The sequence below is a fragment of the Paenibacillus terrae HPL-003 genome (assembly GCF_000235585.1).
Lineage (GTDB): Bacteria > Bacillota > Bacilli > Paenibacillales > Paenibacillaceae > Paenibacillus > Paenibacillus terrae_B.
Genome location: NC_016641.1, coordinates 2,822,440 through 2,841,002 on the forward strand (window position 1 = coordinate 2,822,440; position 18,563 = coordinate 2,841,002).

At 52.4% G+C, this 18,563-nt stretch carries 14 protein-coding genes; 12 read left to right on the forward strand and 2 right to left on the reverse strand.

What is annotated here, in order from left to right; all coding sequences use genetic code 11:
* The first annotated feature begins 61 nt into the window (after positions 1-61).
* From nifD to HPL003_RS12910, 9 genes are all read left to right on the forward strand, one after another.
* On the forward strand, positions 62-1,510 hold the full coding sequence (nifD, locus tag HPL003_RS12870) for a nitrogenase molybdenum-iron protein alpha chain (protein WP_014280097.1): 1,449 nt from the start codon (positions 62-64) through the stop codon (positions 1,508-1,510).
* Positions 1,507-3,036, forward strand: a complete 1,530-nt coding sequence (gene nifK, locus HPL003_RS12875) for a nitrogenase molybdenum-iron protein subunit beta (protein WP_014280098.1) — start codon at positions 1,507-1,509, stop codon at positions 3,034-3,036. The genes nifD and nifK overlap by 4 nt, the downstream gene beginning before the upstream one ends.
* A 77-nt stretch (positions 3,037-3,113) precedes the next feature.
* The gene (gene nifE, locus HPL003_RS12880) at positions 3,114-4,475 is read left to right on the forward strand and encodes a nitrogenase iron-molybdenum cofactor biosynthesis protein NifE (protein ID WP_014280099.1); all 1,362 of its coding nucleotides are present in this window, start codon (positions 3,114-3,116) and stop codon (positions 4,473-4,475) included.
* Complete coding sequence (nifN, locus tag HPL003_RS12885) at positions 4,465-5,772, forward strand: nitrogenase iron-molybdenum cofactor biosynthesis protein NifN (protein ID WP_014280100.1); 1,308 nt, start codon at positions 4,465-4,467, stop codon at positions 5,770-5,772. The genes nifE and nifN overlap by 11 nt, the downstream gene beginning before the upstream one ends.
* A complete protein-coding gene (locus HPL003_RS12890) occupies positions 5,769-6,158 on the forward strand; it encodes a NifB/NifX family molybdenum-iron cluster-binding protein (protein WP_014280101.1) in 390 nt (129 codons plus the stop codon). Before nifN ends, HPL003_RS12890 begins: the two co-directional genes overlap by 4 nt.
* 27 nt (positions 6,159-6,185) lie before the next feature.
* Positions 6,186-7,016, forward strand: a complete 831-nt coding sequence (locus HPL003_RS12895; RefSeq protein ID WP_238533476.1) for a HesA/MoeB/ThiF family protein — start codon at positions 6,186-6,188, stop codon at positions 7,014-7,016.
* Positions 6,994-8,130 (forward strand): homocitrate synthase/isopropylmalate synthase family protein, encoded by a 1,137-nt coding sequence (locus HPL003_RS12900; protein WP_014280103.1) that lies wholly within the window; start codon positions 6,994-6,996, stop codon positions 8,128-8,130. Before HPL003_RS12895 ends, HPL003_RS12900 begins: the two co-directional genes overlap by 23 nt.
* A 292-nt stretch (positions 8,131-8,422) precedes the next feature.
* On the forward strand, positions 8,423-10,159 hold the full coding sequence (locus HPL003_RS12905) for an ABC transporter ATP-binding protein (RefSeq protein WP_081473788.1): 1,737 nt from the start codon (positions 8,423-8,425) through the stop codon (positions 10,157-10,159).
* Positions 10,140-11,978 (forward strand): ABC transporter ATP-binding protein, encoded by a 1,839-nt coding sequence (locus tag HPL003_RS12910; protein WP_014280105.1) that lies wholly within the window; start codon positions 10,140-10,142, stop codon positions 11,976-11,978. The genes HPL003_RS12905 and HPL003_RS12910 overlap by 20 nt, the downstream gene beginning before the upstream one ends.
* A 95-nt stretch (positions 11,979-12,073) precedes the next feature.
* Here the strand turns inward: HPL003_RS12910 and HPL003_RS12915 are convergent, their stop codons facing one another.
* Positions 12,074-13,378, reverse strand: a complete 1,305-nt coding sequence (locus HPL003_RS12915) for a dicarboxylate/amino acid:cation symporter (protein ID WP_014280106.1) — start codon at positions 13,376-13,378, stop codon at positions 12,074-12,076.
* A gap of 115 nt (positions 13,379-13,493) precedes the next feature.
* Positions 13,494-14,528, reverse strand: a complete 1,035-nt coding sequence (locus tag HPL003_RS12920; RefSeq protein WP_014280107.1) for a DctP family TRAP transporter solute-binding subunit — start codon at positions 14,526-14,528, stop codon at positions 13,494-13,496.
* An 87-nt stretch (positions 14,529-14,615) separates the two neighbouring features.
* On the opposite strand from HPL003_RS12920, the gene HPL003_RS12925 reads away from it, so the two are divergent.
* The 3 genes from HPL003_RS12925 (at position 14,616) to HPL003_RS12935 (ending at position 18,504) form a co-directional block, all read left to right on the forward strand.
* Positions 14,616-16,214: an ATP-binding protein gene (locus HPL003_RS12925; RefSeq protein WP_014280108.1), complete on the forward strand. Its 1,599-nt coding sequence runs from the start codon at positions 14,616-14,618 to the stop codon at positions 16,212-16,214.
* Positions 16,207-16,965: a response regulator gene (locus tag HPL003_RS12930; protein WP_014280109.1), complete on the forward strand. Its 759-nt coding sequence runs from the start codon at positions 16,207-16,209 to the stop codon at positions 16,963-16,965. The genes HPL003_RS12925 and HPL003_RS12930 overlap by 8 nt, the downstream gene beginning before the upstream one ends.
* Before the next feature lie 135 nt (positions 16,966-17,100).
* Positions 17,101-18,504, forward strand: coding sequence for an NAD-dependent malic enzyme (locus tag HPL003_RS12935; RefSeq protein ID WP_014280110.1), 1,404 nt, complete (start codon positions 17,101-17,103; stop codon positions 18,502-18,504).
* Positions 18,505-18,563: the final 59 nt, after the last annotated feature.

The window sequence follows — 18,563 nt, forward strand, 5'->3', positions numbered from 1 at the left end:
GAACCATCGTGTGATGATGGGGGGACTGAACGTACAGCTCGCAGGAGGGAGGAATAGGCCAATGAGCAGTATTGTGGATAAGGGAAAGCAGGTCGTAGAGGAGATACTGGAGGTATATCCCCAAAAGTTAAAGAATGACAGGACCGAGCATTTTGAGATTGCAGATGAGGAGCTTGTGAACTGCGGAACCTGTTCCATCAAGTCCAACATGAAATCACGGCCTGGCGTCATGACGGCGAGGGGCTGCGCTTATGCAGGGTCCAAGGGCGTGGTATGGGGCCCGATTAAAGACATGGTGCACATTAGCCATGGTCCCATCGGCTGCGGACAATACAGCTGGGGCACCCGACGCAATTATGCGAATGGGACATTGGGAATCAATAATTTTACCGCTATGCAGATTACAAGCAACTTTCAGGAAAAGGATATTGTGTTCGGCGGAGATAAGAAGCTGGAGGTGATCTGCAGGGAAATTAAGGAGATGTTCCCGCTGGCCAAAGGTATCTCCGTGCAATCCGAATGTCCAGTTGGACTAATTGGTGATGATATCGGGGCTGTGGCCAAGAAGATGACAGGGGAGCTGGGCATTCCGGTCATTCCTGTGCGCTGTGAGGGCTTTCGCGGAGTGAGTCAGTCTCTGGGCCATCACATTGCCAATGATGCTATCCGCGATTTTCTGATGGGTCGCCGGGAGCTGGAGGAGTGCGGGCCTTATGATGTCTCCATTATTGGGGACTACAATATCGGCGGTGATGCCTGGGCCTCACGTATTCTGCTGGAGGAAATGGGACTGCGGGTTATAGCGCAGTGGTCAGGTGACGGTACGATCAATGAGCTGGGGATTGCCCATAAATCCAAGCTCAACCTGATCCATTGTCATCGCTCCATGAATTATATGTGCGCAACGATGGAACAGGAATACGGAATTCCCTGGATGGAATATAACTTCTTTGGCCCGACCAAGACGGTGGAGAGTCTAAGGGCGATTGCCGCCCGCTTTGATGAGACGATTCAGGAGAAATGTGAGCAGGTCATCGCCCAATATATGCCGCAGATGGAAGCGGTCATCCGTAAATATCGCCCCCGGCTGGAAGGCAAAAAGGTGATGCTTTTGATTGGCGGGCTGCGGGCAAGGCATACCATCGGTGCCTATGAGGATCTGGGTATGGAAATTGTGGCTACAGGCTATGAATTTGCCCATAAGGATGATTACGAAAAGACGTTTCCCGATGTAAAAGAGGGCACCATTCTGTACGATGATCCAACGGCCTATGAATTAGAGGAATTGGCCCAGCGGCTGAATATTGACTTGATGGGTGCCGGAGTCAAGGAGAAATATGTATATCACAAAATGGGCATTCCCTTCCGCCAAATGCACTCCTGGGATTACAGCGGGCCTTATCATGGCTTTGACGGCTTCAAGATTTTTGCACGTGATATGGATATGACCATCAACAGTCCAGTATGGAGCCTGCTGCCGTCCCGGCAGACTGTGGAGGTGTCGGTATGAGCGAGCGCCTGAATATTGTCGATCACAATCAGCTGTTTCGGCAGGAAAAGTATGTACGCCAGCGTGAGGGGAAACGAGCCTTCGAGGCCCCTTGCTCGCCGGAGGAGGTTACTTCCACCCTGGAGTACACCAAGACCACGGAATACAAGGACAAGAATTTCGCCCGTACAGCCGTAGTCGTGAACCCGGCCAAGGCTTGTCAGCCGCTGGGAGCGGTCATGGCTGCGCTGGGCTTTGAAAAAACGCTCCCGTTCATTCATGGCTCACAGGGCTGTACGGCCTATTTCCGCAGCCATCTTGCCCGCCACTTCAAAGAGCCTGTTCCTGCCGTATCCACCTCGATGACCGAGGATGCCGCCGTATTCGGCGGCATGCGCAACCTGATTGACGGGATAGAGAACTGCATTGCCTTGTATCAGCCGCAGATGATTGCGGTATGCACGACCTGTATGGCAGAGGTGATCGGGGATGATCTGTCTGCCTTCCTGGCCAATGCCCGTCAGGAGGGAGCCCTTCCCGAGGATATGCCGGTTCCTTTTGCCAATACCCCCAGCTTTTCTGGTTCACACATTACAGGCTATGATGCCATGCTGCGCTCTGTACTGGAGACACTGTATAACAAGTCAGGCCGGACGCCGCAGCCAGGTCATGAATTGAAGCTGAATGTGCTGCTCGGGTTTGAGGGGTATACGGGCAATTTTGCAGAAATGCGGCGCATACTGGAATTGTTTGGCGTACCGTATACCATTCTGGGCGACCACAGCAGTAATTTTGATTCAGGCGCTACTGGGGAGTACAGCTACTATTACGGAGGAACGCCGCTTGAGGATGTACCCAAAGCCGCAGATGCTGCCGGTACGTTGGCGATCCAGCAGCACTCTCTTCGTAAAACATTAGGATATATAAAGCGAACCTGGGGGCAACAGTTGTCCTCCATCTCTACGCCGCTGGGCATCCGCGCTACAGATCGCTTGCTTGAAGAGATCAGCCGTCTGTCCGGAATCGAAATCCCCGAGGCATTGAAGCAGGAGCGCGCCCGAATTCTGGACGCCATGATGGATTCGCATACTTATCTGCACGGCAAACGAGTGGCTATGGCGGGAGACCCGGATATGCTCATCGGCCTGATTGGCTTTTGTCTGGAGCTGGGCATGGAGCCTGTGCACATTGTCTGCTCCAATGGGGACCGGAAATTTGAAAAGGAAGCAGAGCTTCTGCTGAAGTCCAGCCCCTACGGTACAGAAGCAACGGTGCATTGCGGTCAGGATTTGTGGCATATGCGTTCACTGCTGTTCGAGGACCCGGTGGACCTGGCTATTGGCAGCTCTCATCTGAAGTTTGCGGCCAAAGAGGCGAACATTCCGTTGCTGCGTGTGGGCTTCCCGATCTTCGACAGGCATCATCTGCATCGTTATCCGATTATCGGCTATCAGGGTGCGCTGAATCTGCTTACCCAATTTGTGAATACCATACTGGATGTCATGGAGGAGCAGGCTCCGGATCACAGCTTTGATCTGGTACGCTAACCGCTGTACCGCGTAGATGGAAGTTGGTTGCTGGACTTGTGACAATGGATTCTATCTGAAATAAGGGGGTTGTGCTGATGGAGGCGGCTGTGTCTAACGGAAGGCTGGAGGTATCCTGCGGCAACAAAATTCCCAAAAGCACGCCCTGTCCCCGGCCTGTGCCGGGGGAGGCTTCGGGTGGCTGCTCCTTTGACGGGGCCCAGATTACACTGATCCCCATTGCAGATGCGGCTCATTTGGTGCATGGACCGATTGCGTGTCTCGGCAATAGCTGGGAGAGCAGAGGCAGCCTGTCCAGCGGTCCGGAGCTGTCGGCGTATGGCTTCACTACGGATCTTGGGGAACAGGACATTATTTTTGGCGGTGAACAGAAGCTGCATGAATCAATTCGCTACATTGTCAGCCGTTTTGCACCTCCGGCTGTGTTCGTCTATACAACATGCGTCACAGCCCTCACCGGTGAAGATATCGAGGGGGTCTGCAAGGCTGAATCGGAGCGGCTGGGTACGCCGATCATTCCAGTGAACAGCCCGGGATTTGTGGGTAGCAAGAATCTCGGGACCCGGCTGGCTGGAGATGTACTGTTCCAGCAAGTTATCGGCACCACCGAGCCGGAACAGACAACCTCCCATGATGTCAATCTCATCGGGGAATACAATATAGCGGGCGAGATGTGGCATATCGAGCGGCTGATGCAGCAGACAGGAATGAGTATCCTGTCCCGAATTACCGGGGACGGCCGATTCCGTGAGGTGGGCTGGGCGCACCGTGCCAAGGTCAATATGGTCGTATGCAGCCGGGCTTTGCTGGGTCTGGCGGTGCAAATGGAGCGTAAATACAGCATTCCTTATTTTGAAGGTTCATTTTATGGGGCCAGGGAAACGAGTTATTCCTTGCGGCAGATGGCTTACCTGACCGGAGATCGAGATGTGGAGCGACGGGTGGATAAGCTGGCCGCACGGGAGGAAATGAGGCTCTCGCTGGAGCTGGAGCCCTACCGCAAGCAGCTGAAAGGAAAGCGGGCAGTGCTCTATACTGGAGGTGTGAAGAGCTGGTCTGTCATTACGGCTTTGCAGGAGCTGGGCATTAAGGTAGTTGGTGTAGGCACGAACAAGAGCACTGCCGAGGATGTATCCCGGATTGCTGCCCGTATCGGGGATGATGCGGAATACATCCCGGAAGGTGGCGCCCGCCAGATTCTCAAGACTGTACGGAGCCGCAAGGCCGACATGGTCATTGCCGGGGGCCGGAACATGTATATGGCGCTTAAGGAACAGGTTCCTTTTGTGGACATCAATCAGGAGCGGCACAAGGCCTATGCGGGCTATGACGGGCTGTTGTCCCTGGCGAAACAGCTTGTGCATACGCTGCAGCATCCAGTATGGGGGCTAGCCGCCAAATTGGCTCCATGGGAGGAGGAGACGGAATTTGCCGATTAAATCCGCCACGAAGCCTGTCAGTGTCAACCCGCTCAAGGTAGGACAGCCTTTGGGCGGCGTGCTGGCTCTGCAGGGGATGTATCGCTCAATGCCTTTGCTGCACGGCGCTCAGGGCTGCTCTGCCTTCTCCAAGGCGCTGCTGACCCGCCATTTTCGAGAGCCGATCGCCGTTCAGACCTCTGCGCTGCAAGAGATGGACGTTATATTTGACGCAGACCGGAACCTGGAGGAGGCGCTGGATCATATCTGGTCCAAGCACCATCCGGATGTCATCGGCGTTATCAGCACGGCCCTCACCGAGGTAGCAGGCGTTGATTTTCAATCCAGGGTAAAGGCGTTCAAGCGAGAACGGGCATTGAAGGACAGTCTGCTGTTTTCTGTATCTCTGCCTGATTTTCACGGTTCACTGGAGACGGGCTACAGCAGTACAGTAGAGTCGCTAATGGATGCCGTACTCGGATTAGCCAGAGGCAAGTCTCCCAAAAAACGGCGCCGGACGCAGGTCAATCTGCTGCCGGCTTCTTATCTGACTGCCGGAGATGTCATGGAAATCAAGGATATTATCGCTTCCTTTGGCCTGGAGGTTATTTCGCTCCCCGATATCTCCACTTCCTTGTCCGGGCATCTGCTGACAGGCTTTTCCCCTTTGACAAGAGGGGGAACTCCACTGGATTCAGCCTGCCAGATGCTGGAGTCTTCCTGCACTATTGCCATTGGTGCAAGCATGGAGCGTCCGGCACGCAGGCTGACTCATGCCGCAGGCATTCCCTATCACTTGTTCGATGGTCTGTCTGGCTTGGCTGCGAGCGATGCGTTCATACATTTCCTGCAGAAGATCAGCCGCGAGCCAGCCCCCGTCCGTTTCCGCTGGCAGCGTGAAAATCTGTTGGACAGCATGCTGGATGCCCATTTCTATTATTCCGGTGCTTCGGCTGTAGTGGCGCTTGAACCGGATCATATGCTGTCGACCGCAGCCTGGCTGGAGGAGATGGGAGTGGAACTGAAGCGGCTAATTACACCCTGTAGCACGCCCGCGCTGCTGAAGACAGAACGGGAAGTCTGGATCGGTGATCTGGATGATGCAGAGGAGAGCGCGCAGGGCGTGGATTTGTGGATCAGCAATTCGCATGGAAGAAAGGGAGCGGCACGGGCCGGCGCCTCATTCATACCGGCAGGCTTGCCGGTGTATGACGAGCTGGGCGCTCATACATCCGTAAGCGTCGGATACCGTGGAACCATGGAGTGGGTGAACAAGGTGGGCAATGTATTGCTTGCCGAGAGGGGGAAGGGAGGATGAAGGTTGCATTTGCGACGGAAGACGGGGTGCTTGTGAATGCTCATTTTGGGCAGAGTCCCATGTTCACTGTTTTCGAAATTCGGCTCTCAGGCGTCCAGTTTCTGGAGCATCGGCAGTTAGCCCCGGGCAGCGATGAGAACGAAGCGGGCAAAATCGCCAGCCGAATTAGCCTGATCGAGGACTGTGCCCTGATCTTCCTGGTACAGATCGGCGCTTCGGCCGCTGCACAGGTTACCAAACGGACCATTATGCCTGTAAAGGTAGCCTACGGCAGCTCCATTGAGGAGCAGGTCCGGCGTCTCCAGAATATGCTGGCTCGCAATCCGCCCATGTGGCTTGCCAAGATCCTGCATGCTGAGGAAGGCAGCGGCAAAGTCGAATCATGAGCCTTCTGTAAGGAAGAGCAACGGTATATGGAGTCAAGATCATGCGGAACGGATATCTTAAAGACGGGAGCCGCACATGGAGGGGATGGACGAATGGTGCAGCTGCTGGAAGACAGCAGATACGGACGTCAGTTGAAGCTGCTGGGAATGGAAGGTCAGAACAAACTAAAGCAGGCCACTGTCATGGTCGCAGGCATCGGAGGATTGGGAGGGACAGCGGCCATGTACCTGGCCGCTGCCGGAGTGGGAAAGCTGATATTGGCCCATGAGGGCGTAATTCATCTGCCCGATATGAACCGGCAGGTACTGATGGACAGCGGACGAATCGGCGAGGAACGGATGGAGACGGCATTGCTGCATTTGCATCGTATCAATCCGGAGATCGAGCTTGAGGGCCACGCCCACAGAATCACGGAAGAATCCTCCGGACCATGGGTGGAAGCGGCAGATATTGTGATTGATGCACGGTATGACTTTCCGGAAAGATATTCTCTGAACAGGCTATGTGTTCGATATGACAGACCGATGATAGAAGCCGCCATGTATGGCTATGAAGTATCGCTGATGACCATTGTCCCCGGCAAGACGGCATGCCTGGAATGCCTCTACCCGGAAGGAGGGCAGCCTTGGGAGCCTCTGGGATTCCCGGTCCTGGGAGCCACCTCCGGCTTGATTGGCTGCATGGCCGCACTGGAAGCGGTCAAATGGATTACAGATGCGGGCAATCTGTTCTCTGACCGCATGTACCGTATGAATGTGCTGGATATGAGCAGCTGTAACATAGCGGTCAGGCGTAACCCGCGTTGTCCGTGCTGCGGAACAGGAGGGGATACAGATGAATCAGTTGCACATTTGTGATACGACGCTTCGTGACGGAGAACAGGCTCCGGGCGTTGCCTTTTCGGCCGAGGAGAAAGCAGAAATTGCCATCATGCTGGATCTGGCGGGGGTGGAGCAGGCTGAGATCGGAATTCCGGCAATGGGGAAGGCAGAGTGCAGGTCTATTGCCAGGATTGCCGCTCTCGGACTTCAGATGAAGCTAATGACCTGGAATCGCGCAGTGTTCTCGGATATTGATGCAGCGGAATCGACGGGTGTCAGCTGGGCCCATATTTCGGTTCCCGTATCGACAGTGCAGATGAAGGCCAAGCTGGGTATGACTCCTGGGCTGGTGACAGAGCTGATCCGCAAGTCTGTCGATTATGGTCTGTGTAAAGGATTGACAGTTTCTGTAGGCTTTGAGGATGCTTCAAGGGCAGATGACCTGTTCCTGGAGCAGCTGGCGAATCAGCTCTACAGGGATGGCGTCCGGCGGTTTAGATATGCCGATACGCTGTCCGTTCACCATCCCGCTGCCATAGCTGCCCGTATAGACAGGCTTGTATCGCGTGTGCCACAGGATGTGGAGCTTGAGATTCACTGCCATAATGATTATGGCCTGGCGCTTGCCAATACTCTGGCAGCTTTGCAGGCAGGAGCGGTCTGGGCCAGCACCACCGTTTCGGGCCTTGGGGAAAGGGCAGGCAACACGGCGTTGGAGGAGGTCGTGATGTCGTGGAGGGACTTGTATCAAGGAATCTGCAGCGTCCGCCCTGAACAGCTGAATCCGCTGGCTGTACTGGTATCCAAAGCCTCCAACCGAATCATTCCCGAAGGCAAACCAATTGTGGGAGACATGGTATTCGCCCATGAGTCCGGCATACATATCAATGGTCTGCTGAAGGAGCGTACCGCCTATCAGGCCCTTGATCCGACCGAACTGGGCACTGACCATTCGTTCGTGCTCGGCAAGCATTCGGGCAGAAGTGCAGTTCAGTATATGCTGGAGCAGGAGGGAATCGAGGCAGGCTCCGATGAGATCAAATTCCTGCTGGAGCGGCTTCGCCTAGTCGGTGAAGACCCCAAGCGGGTCATCCACAGCGTGGACTTAAAGCGCTGGCTGCATTATTATTCGGCAGAGCTGCCGAAATAACCGAAAAAGCGTTCCTGTCTGGTAAGTGTGACAGTGACAGGAACGCTTTCTTTCATAATAGCCTCCAACGCCAATGGAGGTTTATTTGTTCTACTGTTTTTTTACATATCTTTTATGGCTACAACTGAAGTCTCGAATTTGCTGGTTAAACGAAGTCGTTCAGAGGGGTATAATACAATATAGTGCTGTGTAAAGTGTGTATATATTGTAATATGGCAGGCTGAATAGTTATGACGATCACATGCTGATCTGGAAGGATGGCTGTCGAGCAATTGGAGGAATGTTTGTGGGGATGATGTTCTCTTTTCTAAAAAAATATCGGGTTCCAGCCATCGCGGCGCTCGTGATGATGCTGCTGGAGCTGACGGTGGAATTGTCGCAGCCGTATTTGATCTCCAAAATTATTGATGAGGGCATCCGTAAGCAGGATTTGTCCGTCGTCTGGCTATGGGGCGGTGTGCTGGTGGGAAGCGCCATTATTGCTTTTATAGCGGGGATTTCCAGTTCCTTTTTTGCTTCTCATGCCAGTCAGGGCTTTGGTTATGATTTGCGGGAGAAGCTGTATCATAAGGTACAATCCTTTTCCTATCCGGTGTTTAAACGTTTTGCTACCTCATCGCTGATTACGCGTTTGACGGGGGACGTTACACAGGTGCAGGATACGGTGTTTATGAGCTTGCGGTTTATGACACGGGTGCCGCTGGTGGTGATTGGCAGCATCGTGATGGCGCTGGTCGTGCATTTCAGACTTGGACTGTTGCTGGCGGTTATGGCCCCGGTGCTATTCGTGTTTGTGTTGGTGATGATGCGGCGAACCGTCACTTTGTTTAAAGGCGTCCAGCGTCGTTTGGATGACGTTAACGGGGTGATTCAGGAGAACCTGACAGGTATCCGGCTCATTCGGGTTTTTGTGCGGATGCGGCATGAAATTGAGCGTTTTGCCCACTATGGGGGCGAATTGATGAAAGGGACGGTTTCCGCTTTGCGCTGGACAGAAACGACGATGCCGTTCATTTTGTTTACCATGAATGCGGGGATTATCGCCGTGCTTTGGTTCGGACGGGGGCAGATTGCAACCGGAGATGCCAGTGTGGGACAGGTGGTCGCTGTCGTCAATTATTCACTGCGGACGATTGGAGCCTTGTCTGCCTTGTCGGGGATTGTTGTCGTGTTTTCCCGGGCGACCGCTTCCACGGCGCGGATTCGTGAGGTACTGGAGACACATAACGAAGACCATGGAGAACGGGAGCCTATTCCAACACATAACACGCGAATTGAGGGACAGGTGGAATTGGATCGGTTGAGCTTTCATTATCCGGGCAGCGAGCTCGCGGTGCTAAAGGATATTTCCTTTATGGCTCGACCGGGTGAGCGCATCGCTATTATGGGGGCCACTGGGTCGGGTAAATCCTCACTTGTGCAGCTCATTACGCGTTTGTATGAAGAAGATGAGGGCTGTGTGCGCTTTGACGGTAAGGACGCGCGCGAACTGGACACTTCCATACTGCGTGAGGCCATTGGCTACGTGCCACAGGAGGTGCTTCTTTTCACAGGCTCGATTCGGGAAAATATCGCTTGGGGGCTGGAGGATGCCAGTCTGGAGCAAATTCAGGAAGCAGCTCGTATGGCGCAAATTCACGATATGATTGAGCGCTTGCCGCAAGGCTATGACACCATGCTGGGACAGCGCGGTGTGAATCTGTCCGGTGGGCAGAAGCAACGGCTATCTATTGCTCGCGCACTGGTGCGCCATCCGGCGGTGCTTATTTTGGACGACAGCACCAGTGCGCTGGATGTGCGGACAGAGGCGGCTTTGTTGGAGGCGCTGGAAGGCTTGTCCTGCACGACCTTTCTTATTACGCAGAAGATCAGCTCAACGGCATCGGCAGATCAGATTTTACTGCTGGATGAAGGCCGTCTGATCGCGAGTGGAAGTCATGATCATTTAATGGACAGTTCGGAGCTGTATCGACGCATCTATGAATCACAATACGGAAAGGAGGGGTCGCATGTTCAAGGAACTCATTGATCCGTTCCGTCAGCCTACACCGCCGTCCGGTGTGCTGTGCAACCCGGCAGGAGCAGAGGGACGCCGCAAAGCCAAGGCCAAGAACTGGTCTGGCACGCTGGGCAGGATATGGGCTTATCTGGCCCGCCGCAAGGCCAAGCTGATGCTGGTGCTGTTCATGGTACTGCTCAGCTCCGGGCTGGCCTTGCTGGGTCCGTATTTGGTCGGCGTAGCGGTGGATGATTTTCTCGAAGGTCCGGGCGGACGCACATGGATTTATTTTCTTATTGGGCTGGGGGCTGTATATTTGCTTAATTCGCTGACCTCTTGGCTGCAAAATATCTGGATGATTGAGATCGCTCAAGAGACCGTGTACCGGATGCGTTTTGACCTGTTTTCGCATTTGCATCGCTTGCCGATCCCTTTTTATGGTAAACATCAGCAGGGAGAGATCATGAGTCGATTGACCAATGATATCGAAAATGTCAGTTCTACGCTGAATAGCTCAGCCATTCAGATTTTTTCGAGCGTATTGACGCTGGTGGGTACACTCACAGTCATGCTGTGGCTGAGTCCGCTGATGACACTGCTGACCTTTATCGTGGTGCCGCTGATGGCAGTCGGGATGCGCTGGATTACGCGCCGTACAGGACCTTTATATAAGGAACGGCAGAAGAACCTGGGCGAACTGAACGGATATATCGAGGAAACGCTGTCCGGGCAGCAAATTATCAAAGCATTTTCACAGGAAAAGAGGGTTATTCGCGGCTTTGGTGAACGTAATGACCGTATCCGTCTGTCGGGCTTCTGGGCACAAACGATTTCCGGTTTTATCCCCAAGCTGATGAACGGCCTGAACAATCTCAGCTTTGCCATTGTGGCAGGAATCGGCGGGATTTTGGCCATTCACGGTTCTATTACCATCGGGACGATCATCATCTTTGTAGAGTATGCCCGCCAGTTCACCAGGCCGCTGAACGATCTGGCTAACCAGTGGAATACCCTGCTGTCCGCTATTGCTGGAGCTGAGCGCGTATTTGAAATACTGGATGAGGATGAGGAGTCCAAGGACGAGCACGGCGCAGTGGAGCTGGAGGAGGTCGAGGGCGCAGTTCGGTTTACCGATGTTTCCTTTGGCTATGATGAAGGGAGCGATACGTTAGAAGGCATTTCCTTTGCAGCCAAACCCGGCGAAATGATCGCATTGGTCGGTCCGACCGGGGCGGGAAAAACAACGCTGATTCAGCTAATATCCCGTTTTTACAGTCCCGACAAGGGAATGATCACGCTGGACGGGCGCGACATTACGACCATACAGCGTGAAAGCTTGCGCTCCCGTATGGCGTTTGTGCTACAGGATTCCTTCCTGTTTCAGGGAACAATTCGGGAAAATATCCGCTTCGGCAGGCTAGATGCCACTGATGAAGAGGTAGAGGAAGCATCGAAGCTGGCGAATGCCCATTCCTTTATCATGCGGATGAAGGACGGATACGATAAGGTGCTGGAAGCTAACGGCAGCGGCATCAGCCAAGGACAAAAACAACTGCTGGCTATTGCCCGCGCTATTTTGGCCAACCCTTCCATTCTTGTTCTCGACGAGGCAACTAGCAGCATCGACACGATTACCGAGATGAAAATACAAGAAGGACTGGAGCGGCTTATGCAAGGGCGAACAAGCTTTGTCATCGCGCACAGACTGAATACCATTCGTCAGGCTGACCGGATTCTGGTCTTGAAGGACGGTCGTCTGGATGAGCAAGGCTCCCATGATGAACTGCTGGCTCATAAAGGCTTTTACAGTGATTTATATTATGGGCAGTTGAAAAGGCAAAGCTCTTAGGCTGGCTCTGGATAAACAGATTTGCAAGCGTGATGTTGGAGCTTTATTATGATAAAAAGGGCTACCCCGGGGTAGCCCTTTTTAAGTATGTCTTTTTATACCGATTTAGTAACAGCGCTGTTTAAAGGGCTGGATTTTTCAAGCTCAATCGGTACTGGAGTGATTTCCGGCTGTCTGCCGGGATGAAACTCATTTTCCGATTTGGCGACGATGACGGTAGCGACCCCGTTACCGATCAGATTGGTGATGGCCCGTGCTTCCGACATGAAGCGGTCGACGCCAAGCAGCAGCGCCATCCCGGCTAGCGGGATCGAAGGGAATGCCGCCAACGTGGCTGCCAGTGTAATAAAACCGGAACCAGTGACGCCCGCGGCTCCCTTCGAGGTCAACATGAGAATACCGAGCAGTGTCAACTGCTGCCATATGGTCATGTCGACGCCGGAGGCCTGAGCCACAAATATGGCGGCCATGGACAAATAGATCGCCGTACCATCCAGGTTAAACGAATAGCCCGTTGGAATGACCAGGCCAACCACCGATTTGGAGCAGCCGTATTTCTCCATTTTGTCCATCATACGTGGCAGGGCAGACTCGGAGGACGAAGTACCGAGTACAAGCAAAATTTCTTCTTTGATATAAGCGATAAACTTGAAAATGCTGAAACCGTACATGCGAGCAATCAGACCAAGCACAATGATAACGAATAAGGCCATGGTCAGGTAAACGGAACCCATCAGCTTGCCGAGAGAGGTTAACGACCCAATGCCGAATTTACCAATCGTATATGACATGGCACCAAATGCGGCGATTGGGGACAATTTCATGACCATATTGACGATGCCAAAGAAGGCGTGTGACAGTTTGTCGAACAGGACAATGACGGGTTTGGCTTGCTCCCCCATGGCCGTCAGTGACAGCCCGAAGAGGATGGCAAAAAACAGGATAGGCAGCAATTCTCCGCCTGCCATAGCGCTTACTACATTTTCAGGAATAATGCCCACGATGAAATCAACTACCCCGTGACTTGTTTCCGCTGCTTTTTGAGCATATTGAGATACGTCCCCGGTTGCTTTGCTCACATCAATGCCAGCTCCCGGTCTTACCAGATTGACCACGATCAGACCAATGGCTAGCGCAATCGTGGTAACGATTTCAAAATAGAGAAGAGCCTTTCCTCCGATACGACCAACCTTCTTCATGTCCCCCATGCTGGCAATTCCGTGCACAACTGTAAAAAATACAATGGGTGCGATGACCATCTTGATGAGCTTGATAAAGGCGTCTCCGAGCACTTTGAGCTTTTCGCCTGTTGTAGGAAAAAAGTGACCCAGAAGAATGCCCAGAACAATAGCGATAACGACCTGAACCGTCAAGTTTTTAAAATTAATTCTCAGTTTCATAGGGATACGCTCTCGCTTTCTTTTGATTTATGAAAACGCTTTATTTTTTGTATCCCCAGTGTAAAAGCTACGTTCTTGGCAAACAAGAATACGGTCATAACGTTCTTTTTGGTCTTTAAGGTCCCTGAATCATATTCATCAGATCCGACCCGATGACGGGGGTGAACTCCTGATAGAGTACGCGCAGACGTTTCCTCCAAAGCATGCGCTCATCCTCGGACAGACGGGTGATGGTAATATCTCCGGCCTGTCGCAGCTGGTTAAGCCGATTGGCATTTTCATCTGTTTCCCGTTTGTTCCAGCGTGTCGTTTCCTCAAGTGCCTCCTGCAGCACCAGCTTGGCGTCACTTGGGAGGCTATCCCAATAGGATTTGTTAAATACGACGGCATACCCCAGATAGCTGTGATTGCTGATGGTCATATATCGTTGCACCTGGTAAAACCGTTTGGTAAGGATGTTGGATATTGTGTTCTCCTGTCCGTCTGCCGTGCCCGTCTCCAGGTTGTGGTATATTTCATTGAAAGGAGTGCTAATGGTCGATGCCCCAAGTGCTTCAAACTGACGTTCCAACACCTTGCTTGGCTGGATACGGAATTTCAGGCCTGTAAAGTCTGTGGGTCGTCTAATGGAATGAGCGTTGTTAGTGATCTGTCGAAAGCCGTTCGACCAAAAGGCGACGCCTTTCATGCCATAGGGTTCAAGTGTTTGCGATAACCGCTTGCCCAATTGTCCGTTCAGTGCCTGATCAACCTGAGCCTGATTCTCGAAGGCAAACGGAAGATCCATCACGAGCCAGGCTGGATCAATCGCATTCAAATTGGAAAACGAAGGGGCTATCATCTGGATTTCTCCCCGTTGAAGTGCAGCCACTTCCGTGGTTTCTGAATAGCGCATTCCATTGGGGAACACTTGAATCTCAATCCGATCGTTGGATTTTTCTTTAACCCGTTGTGCAAAATGAGCGGCTGCCAGTCCTTTGGGCGAGTTTTCGGCAACGACATGGCTAAATTTGATCACGATCCGATCCTTAAGGCCCGAAAACTCATTATCATAAGGCAGCTCTTCACCAAAATTCCTTTGAAAACCGATCACATAAGCCGTTAGGATACCCAGTACGAGCAAAACACCAAATCCAGCAGCTCTTTTCACAAAGTAGCCTCCCATCTGTTGCTATTTTAGACCCATTATTCCACAATGATATTCAAAGGTAAACGCTTTAAAGGGAAGGAGAAGAGGATGAACAGACTTCGCATATATTGGAAAATAATGATACTTTCATTTGGAGTCGTTCTTTTTTCTCTTTTGATCGGAGGTCTTTTTCTGTTCGGTAGTGCTACCCGGCTCAAGGAAGAAGAACTCAAGCAGCGGCTTACGATTACGGCCCAGACCGTTGCGAACCTGCCGGACGTAGTGGAAAGAATTGATGACCCGAATGCTTCTGCCGTGATTGCACCTATGGCGGACAAAATTCGGATCTTAAACGATGCGGCTTATATCGTCGTGCTTGATATGAACCGCAAACGGTTGTCTCATCCGCTTTCGGAGCGAATCGGCGGAACGTTTCAGGCTCGGGATGATGATGCCGCATTTGCTGAGCATACGTATGTCTCCAAAGTGCGCAGCGAAGCGGGCATTGGCTTGCGTTCCTTTGTGCCGATTATGAATGCTTCCTCGGAGCAGGTAGGCGTCGTTGTAGCGGGTGGCCTGCTGCCAAGCGTGACAGAGATTATCCGTCAGGAGAAGCAATCCATCATCATCACTTCGCTGCTGTCGCTGATGTTTGGTGTGATTGGCTCCGCATTGCTGGCCCGTCATATTAAGCTCCAGATGTTCAACCTGGAGCCGCAGGAGATTGCGAGAATGTTTCGTGAGCGAAGCGCAGCCTTTCAAGCGATGCATGAGGGGGTCATTGCGATTGACCGCAATTGCATCATTACGATTTTTAACGAACGAGCCAAACAAATCTTCGATGTGCACCGTGATGTAGCTGGCTTGCCGATCCGTGAGGTCATTCCGGATACCCGTTTGCCAGAAGTGCTGGATTCGGGAGTCGCGATTCTGAGTCAGGAGCTAAAAATTGGCGGGACCATTATTTGGAGCAACCGAATTCCCATTCGCGAACAGGGAGTTACGATGGGGGCAATCTCCATATTTCAGGATAAAACCGAGGTAACGAGAATGGCCGAGGAGCTCACAGGCGTCAAAGAGTTTGTTCATGCGCTTCGTGCACAAAATCATGAGCATATGAACAAAATGCATACTGTTGCCGGTTTGCTCCAGCTAGGACAGCAGAACGAGGCTTTGAGCTATCTGTTTGAGGTGACCGAGCAGCAGGAGGAGATTACACGCTTTCTGCAGAAGCATTTCGATGACGACGGAATTGCAGGTTTGCTGCTCGGCAAAATTAGCCGTGGCAAAGAGCTTGGCATTGATATTAGGATTGATCCTGACAGCAGAATGAATCAATTTCCCCGGCTGATTGACCGCCATGATTTTGTTCTGTTACTCGGAAATTTGATTGAGAATGCCTTCGATGCACTGGCGAATACAGAAGTCGGCTCCAAGGAGATTTATGTCAGCATCCAGCAGGATGACGAATATATGTCCATATTGGTCGAGGATAATGGCTGTGGCATGTCGGAGACGACGAAGAAACGAATGCTTGAACGCGGATTTACGACCAAGGACGGAGAGAGCCGCGGCATGGGGCTGCATTTACTGAGCGGGATTGTAACCAAGGGGAACGGCCGCCTGACATGCGAGTCTTCCCTTGGCTTGGGAACTTCGATAGAGATTTTATTTCCGTTGAAGGAGAGAGGGAGCGACGATGAGTAAACCTATTAAATCACCTTTTCGTGTGCTACTGGTCGAGGATGATCCGATGGTACAAGAGGTGAATCGGCTTTTTATCGAACAAGTTGGCGGGTTTCAGGTCGTAGGCCTGGCTTCCAATGGGCTTCGGGGGTTGGAACTGATCGAGGAGCTAAAGCCTGATCTGGTTTTTCTCGACGTGTTCATGCCGTCGCTGGATGGGATAGCGACCTTGCAGCGCATCCGCTCCATGGCACTGCCTGTAGATGTAGTTGTCGTGACCGCCGCGAAGGATACGGATACGATCCGCGAAATGATGCGAAACGGAGCGTTCGATTATATCATGAAGCCGTTCAAGGTAGAGCGTATCCACCATACGCTGGAGCGTTACCGGGCGCAGCAGGCTGGATTATGGGCGGAAGAAGTAGGAACCCAGGAAGAGCTGGACCTCATTATTATGCAAAATGGAGGAGCAGCTAAGAAAGCGGTAGTCTCTGCTTCAGTATACGAGGAATGGGCGATGTCCTACGATGAGCTGCCAAAGGGCTTGAATGCTGCCACCCTGAAGCAGGTGCTGGCGGTCATGGAGCAGCATGGCGGCAAACTGTCTGCTGAAGAAACCGCGGAGGGAGTGGGGATTGCCCGTGTAACGGCAAGAAGATACCTGGATTATCTGGAGAAAAGAGGGATTGTGCGCCTGGTTGTGCATTACGGCGGGGTCGGTCGTCCTGTGAATCGGTATGAGCTGCTGCGTGATCAAAAAGACCATAAGTAACAATATGGACAAAAGCTTCCCAACGCTTTTATGAAAGCGGTAACATGTGAAAGTAGAGGAGCTGGATAAGCTTCAATACACGTGTCTGCCTATGTGTCGCACACGTGCTATGAATAGAACAGGAGTGGATGTACCGTGGCCTTTAATAGTCTGATTCTTCGATTGGAACTCATTCATTCCCAAATAAACTTCGGTGAGGTCGCATCAACGATCAGCCGTGCTGGAGGAGACATTACTTCCATTGATGTTATCCGCCCCGGACAGGATTCGTCCGTTCGCGACATCACCGTCCACGTTGCTGAAATAGCGGAGACTGCGCTCATCGAATCACTCAAGTCGTTAGCAGGTATTCAACTCATTAACGTTTCTGACCGCACGTTTCTCGCGCACCTGGGGGGTAAAATATCAGTCCAACCCAATTTGCCGATCAAAAATCGGGATGATCTGTCACGGGTATATACGCCGGGAGTGGCCCGGGTCTGTACGTCCATTCATGAAAATCCGAAAAAAGCGTACTCCCTGACCATCAAACGAAATACCGTCGCGGTTGTAACCGATGGTACTGCTGTGCTGGGGCTTGGCGATATCGGCCCGCATGCGGCTGCACCCGTGATGGAAGGCAAAGCGATGCTGTTCAAGCAACTGGCAGGAGTCGATGCATTCCCCATTTGTCTGGACACAAAGGATACAGAGGAAATCATTCGTACGATTAAGGCGATCAGCCCGATTTTCGGGGGGATTAATTTAGAGGACATCAGTTCTCCACGCTGTTTCGAGATTGAAACCCGTCTGGCTGAAGAATTAGATGTTCCCGTCTTTCACGATGATCAGCATGGGACGGCGGTGGTTGTGATTGCCGGGTTGCTGAATGCACTGAAGGTGGTTGGCAAGCGGATCGAAAATGTTCGGGTCGTTGTCAACGGAATCGGGGCCGCGGGCGTGTCGATATGCAAAATGCTGCTGGCCGCAGGGGTAAGCCGACTGGTTCCGGTAGATCGGGATGGAGCCATCGTACGAGGCGGCACCTATCCCTATCCGATGTGGCAATGGCTGGCGGATCAGCCACAAGTAGAGCCCGAGTCAGGCACCTTAAAGGAGGTCATTCGGGATGCGGATGTGTTCATCGGCGTGTCACGCGGCAATCTGCTGAATGCCTCAGATGTACAGGGGATGGCGGTGGACAGTATTGTATTTGCCATGGCCAATCCAGAGCCAGAGATTGCGCCTGAGCAAGCTATCCCGCATGTTCGTGTATTTGCCACGGGTCGCAGCGACTATCCCAACCAAATTAACAATGTGCTTGTGTTTCCAGGCATCTTCAGGGGAGCGCTCGATTGCCGGGCGCGTCACATCAACGAGCCGATGAAATTGGCCGCCGCCCGCGCGATTGCCTCTGTCGTAAGTGAACGGGAGTTAAACGAGCAATATATTATTCCAAGCATCTTCAACGAACAGGTCGTTACCGAGGTGAGGAAGGCCGTAATTGAAGCGGCTATTTTGACGGGAACGGCTCGGCGTATTCCACCGGATTTCAGATAGCCAAAGGATTTTAGATCATCCGGTGGAGCAAAATAGAATAACACGGCAGGGTCTGTTAA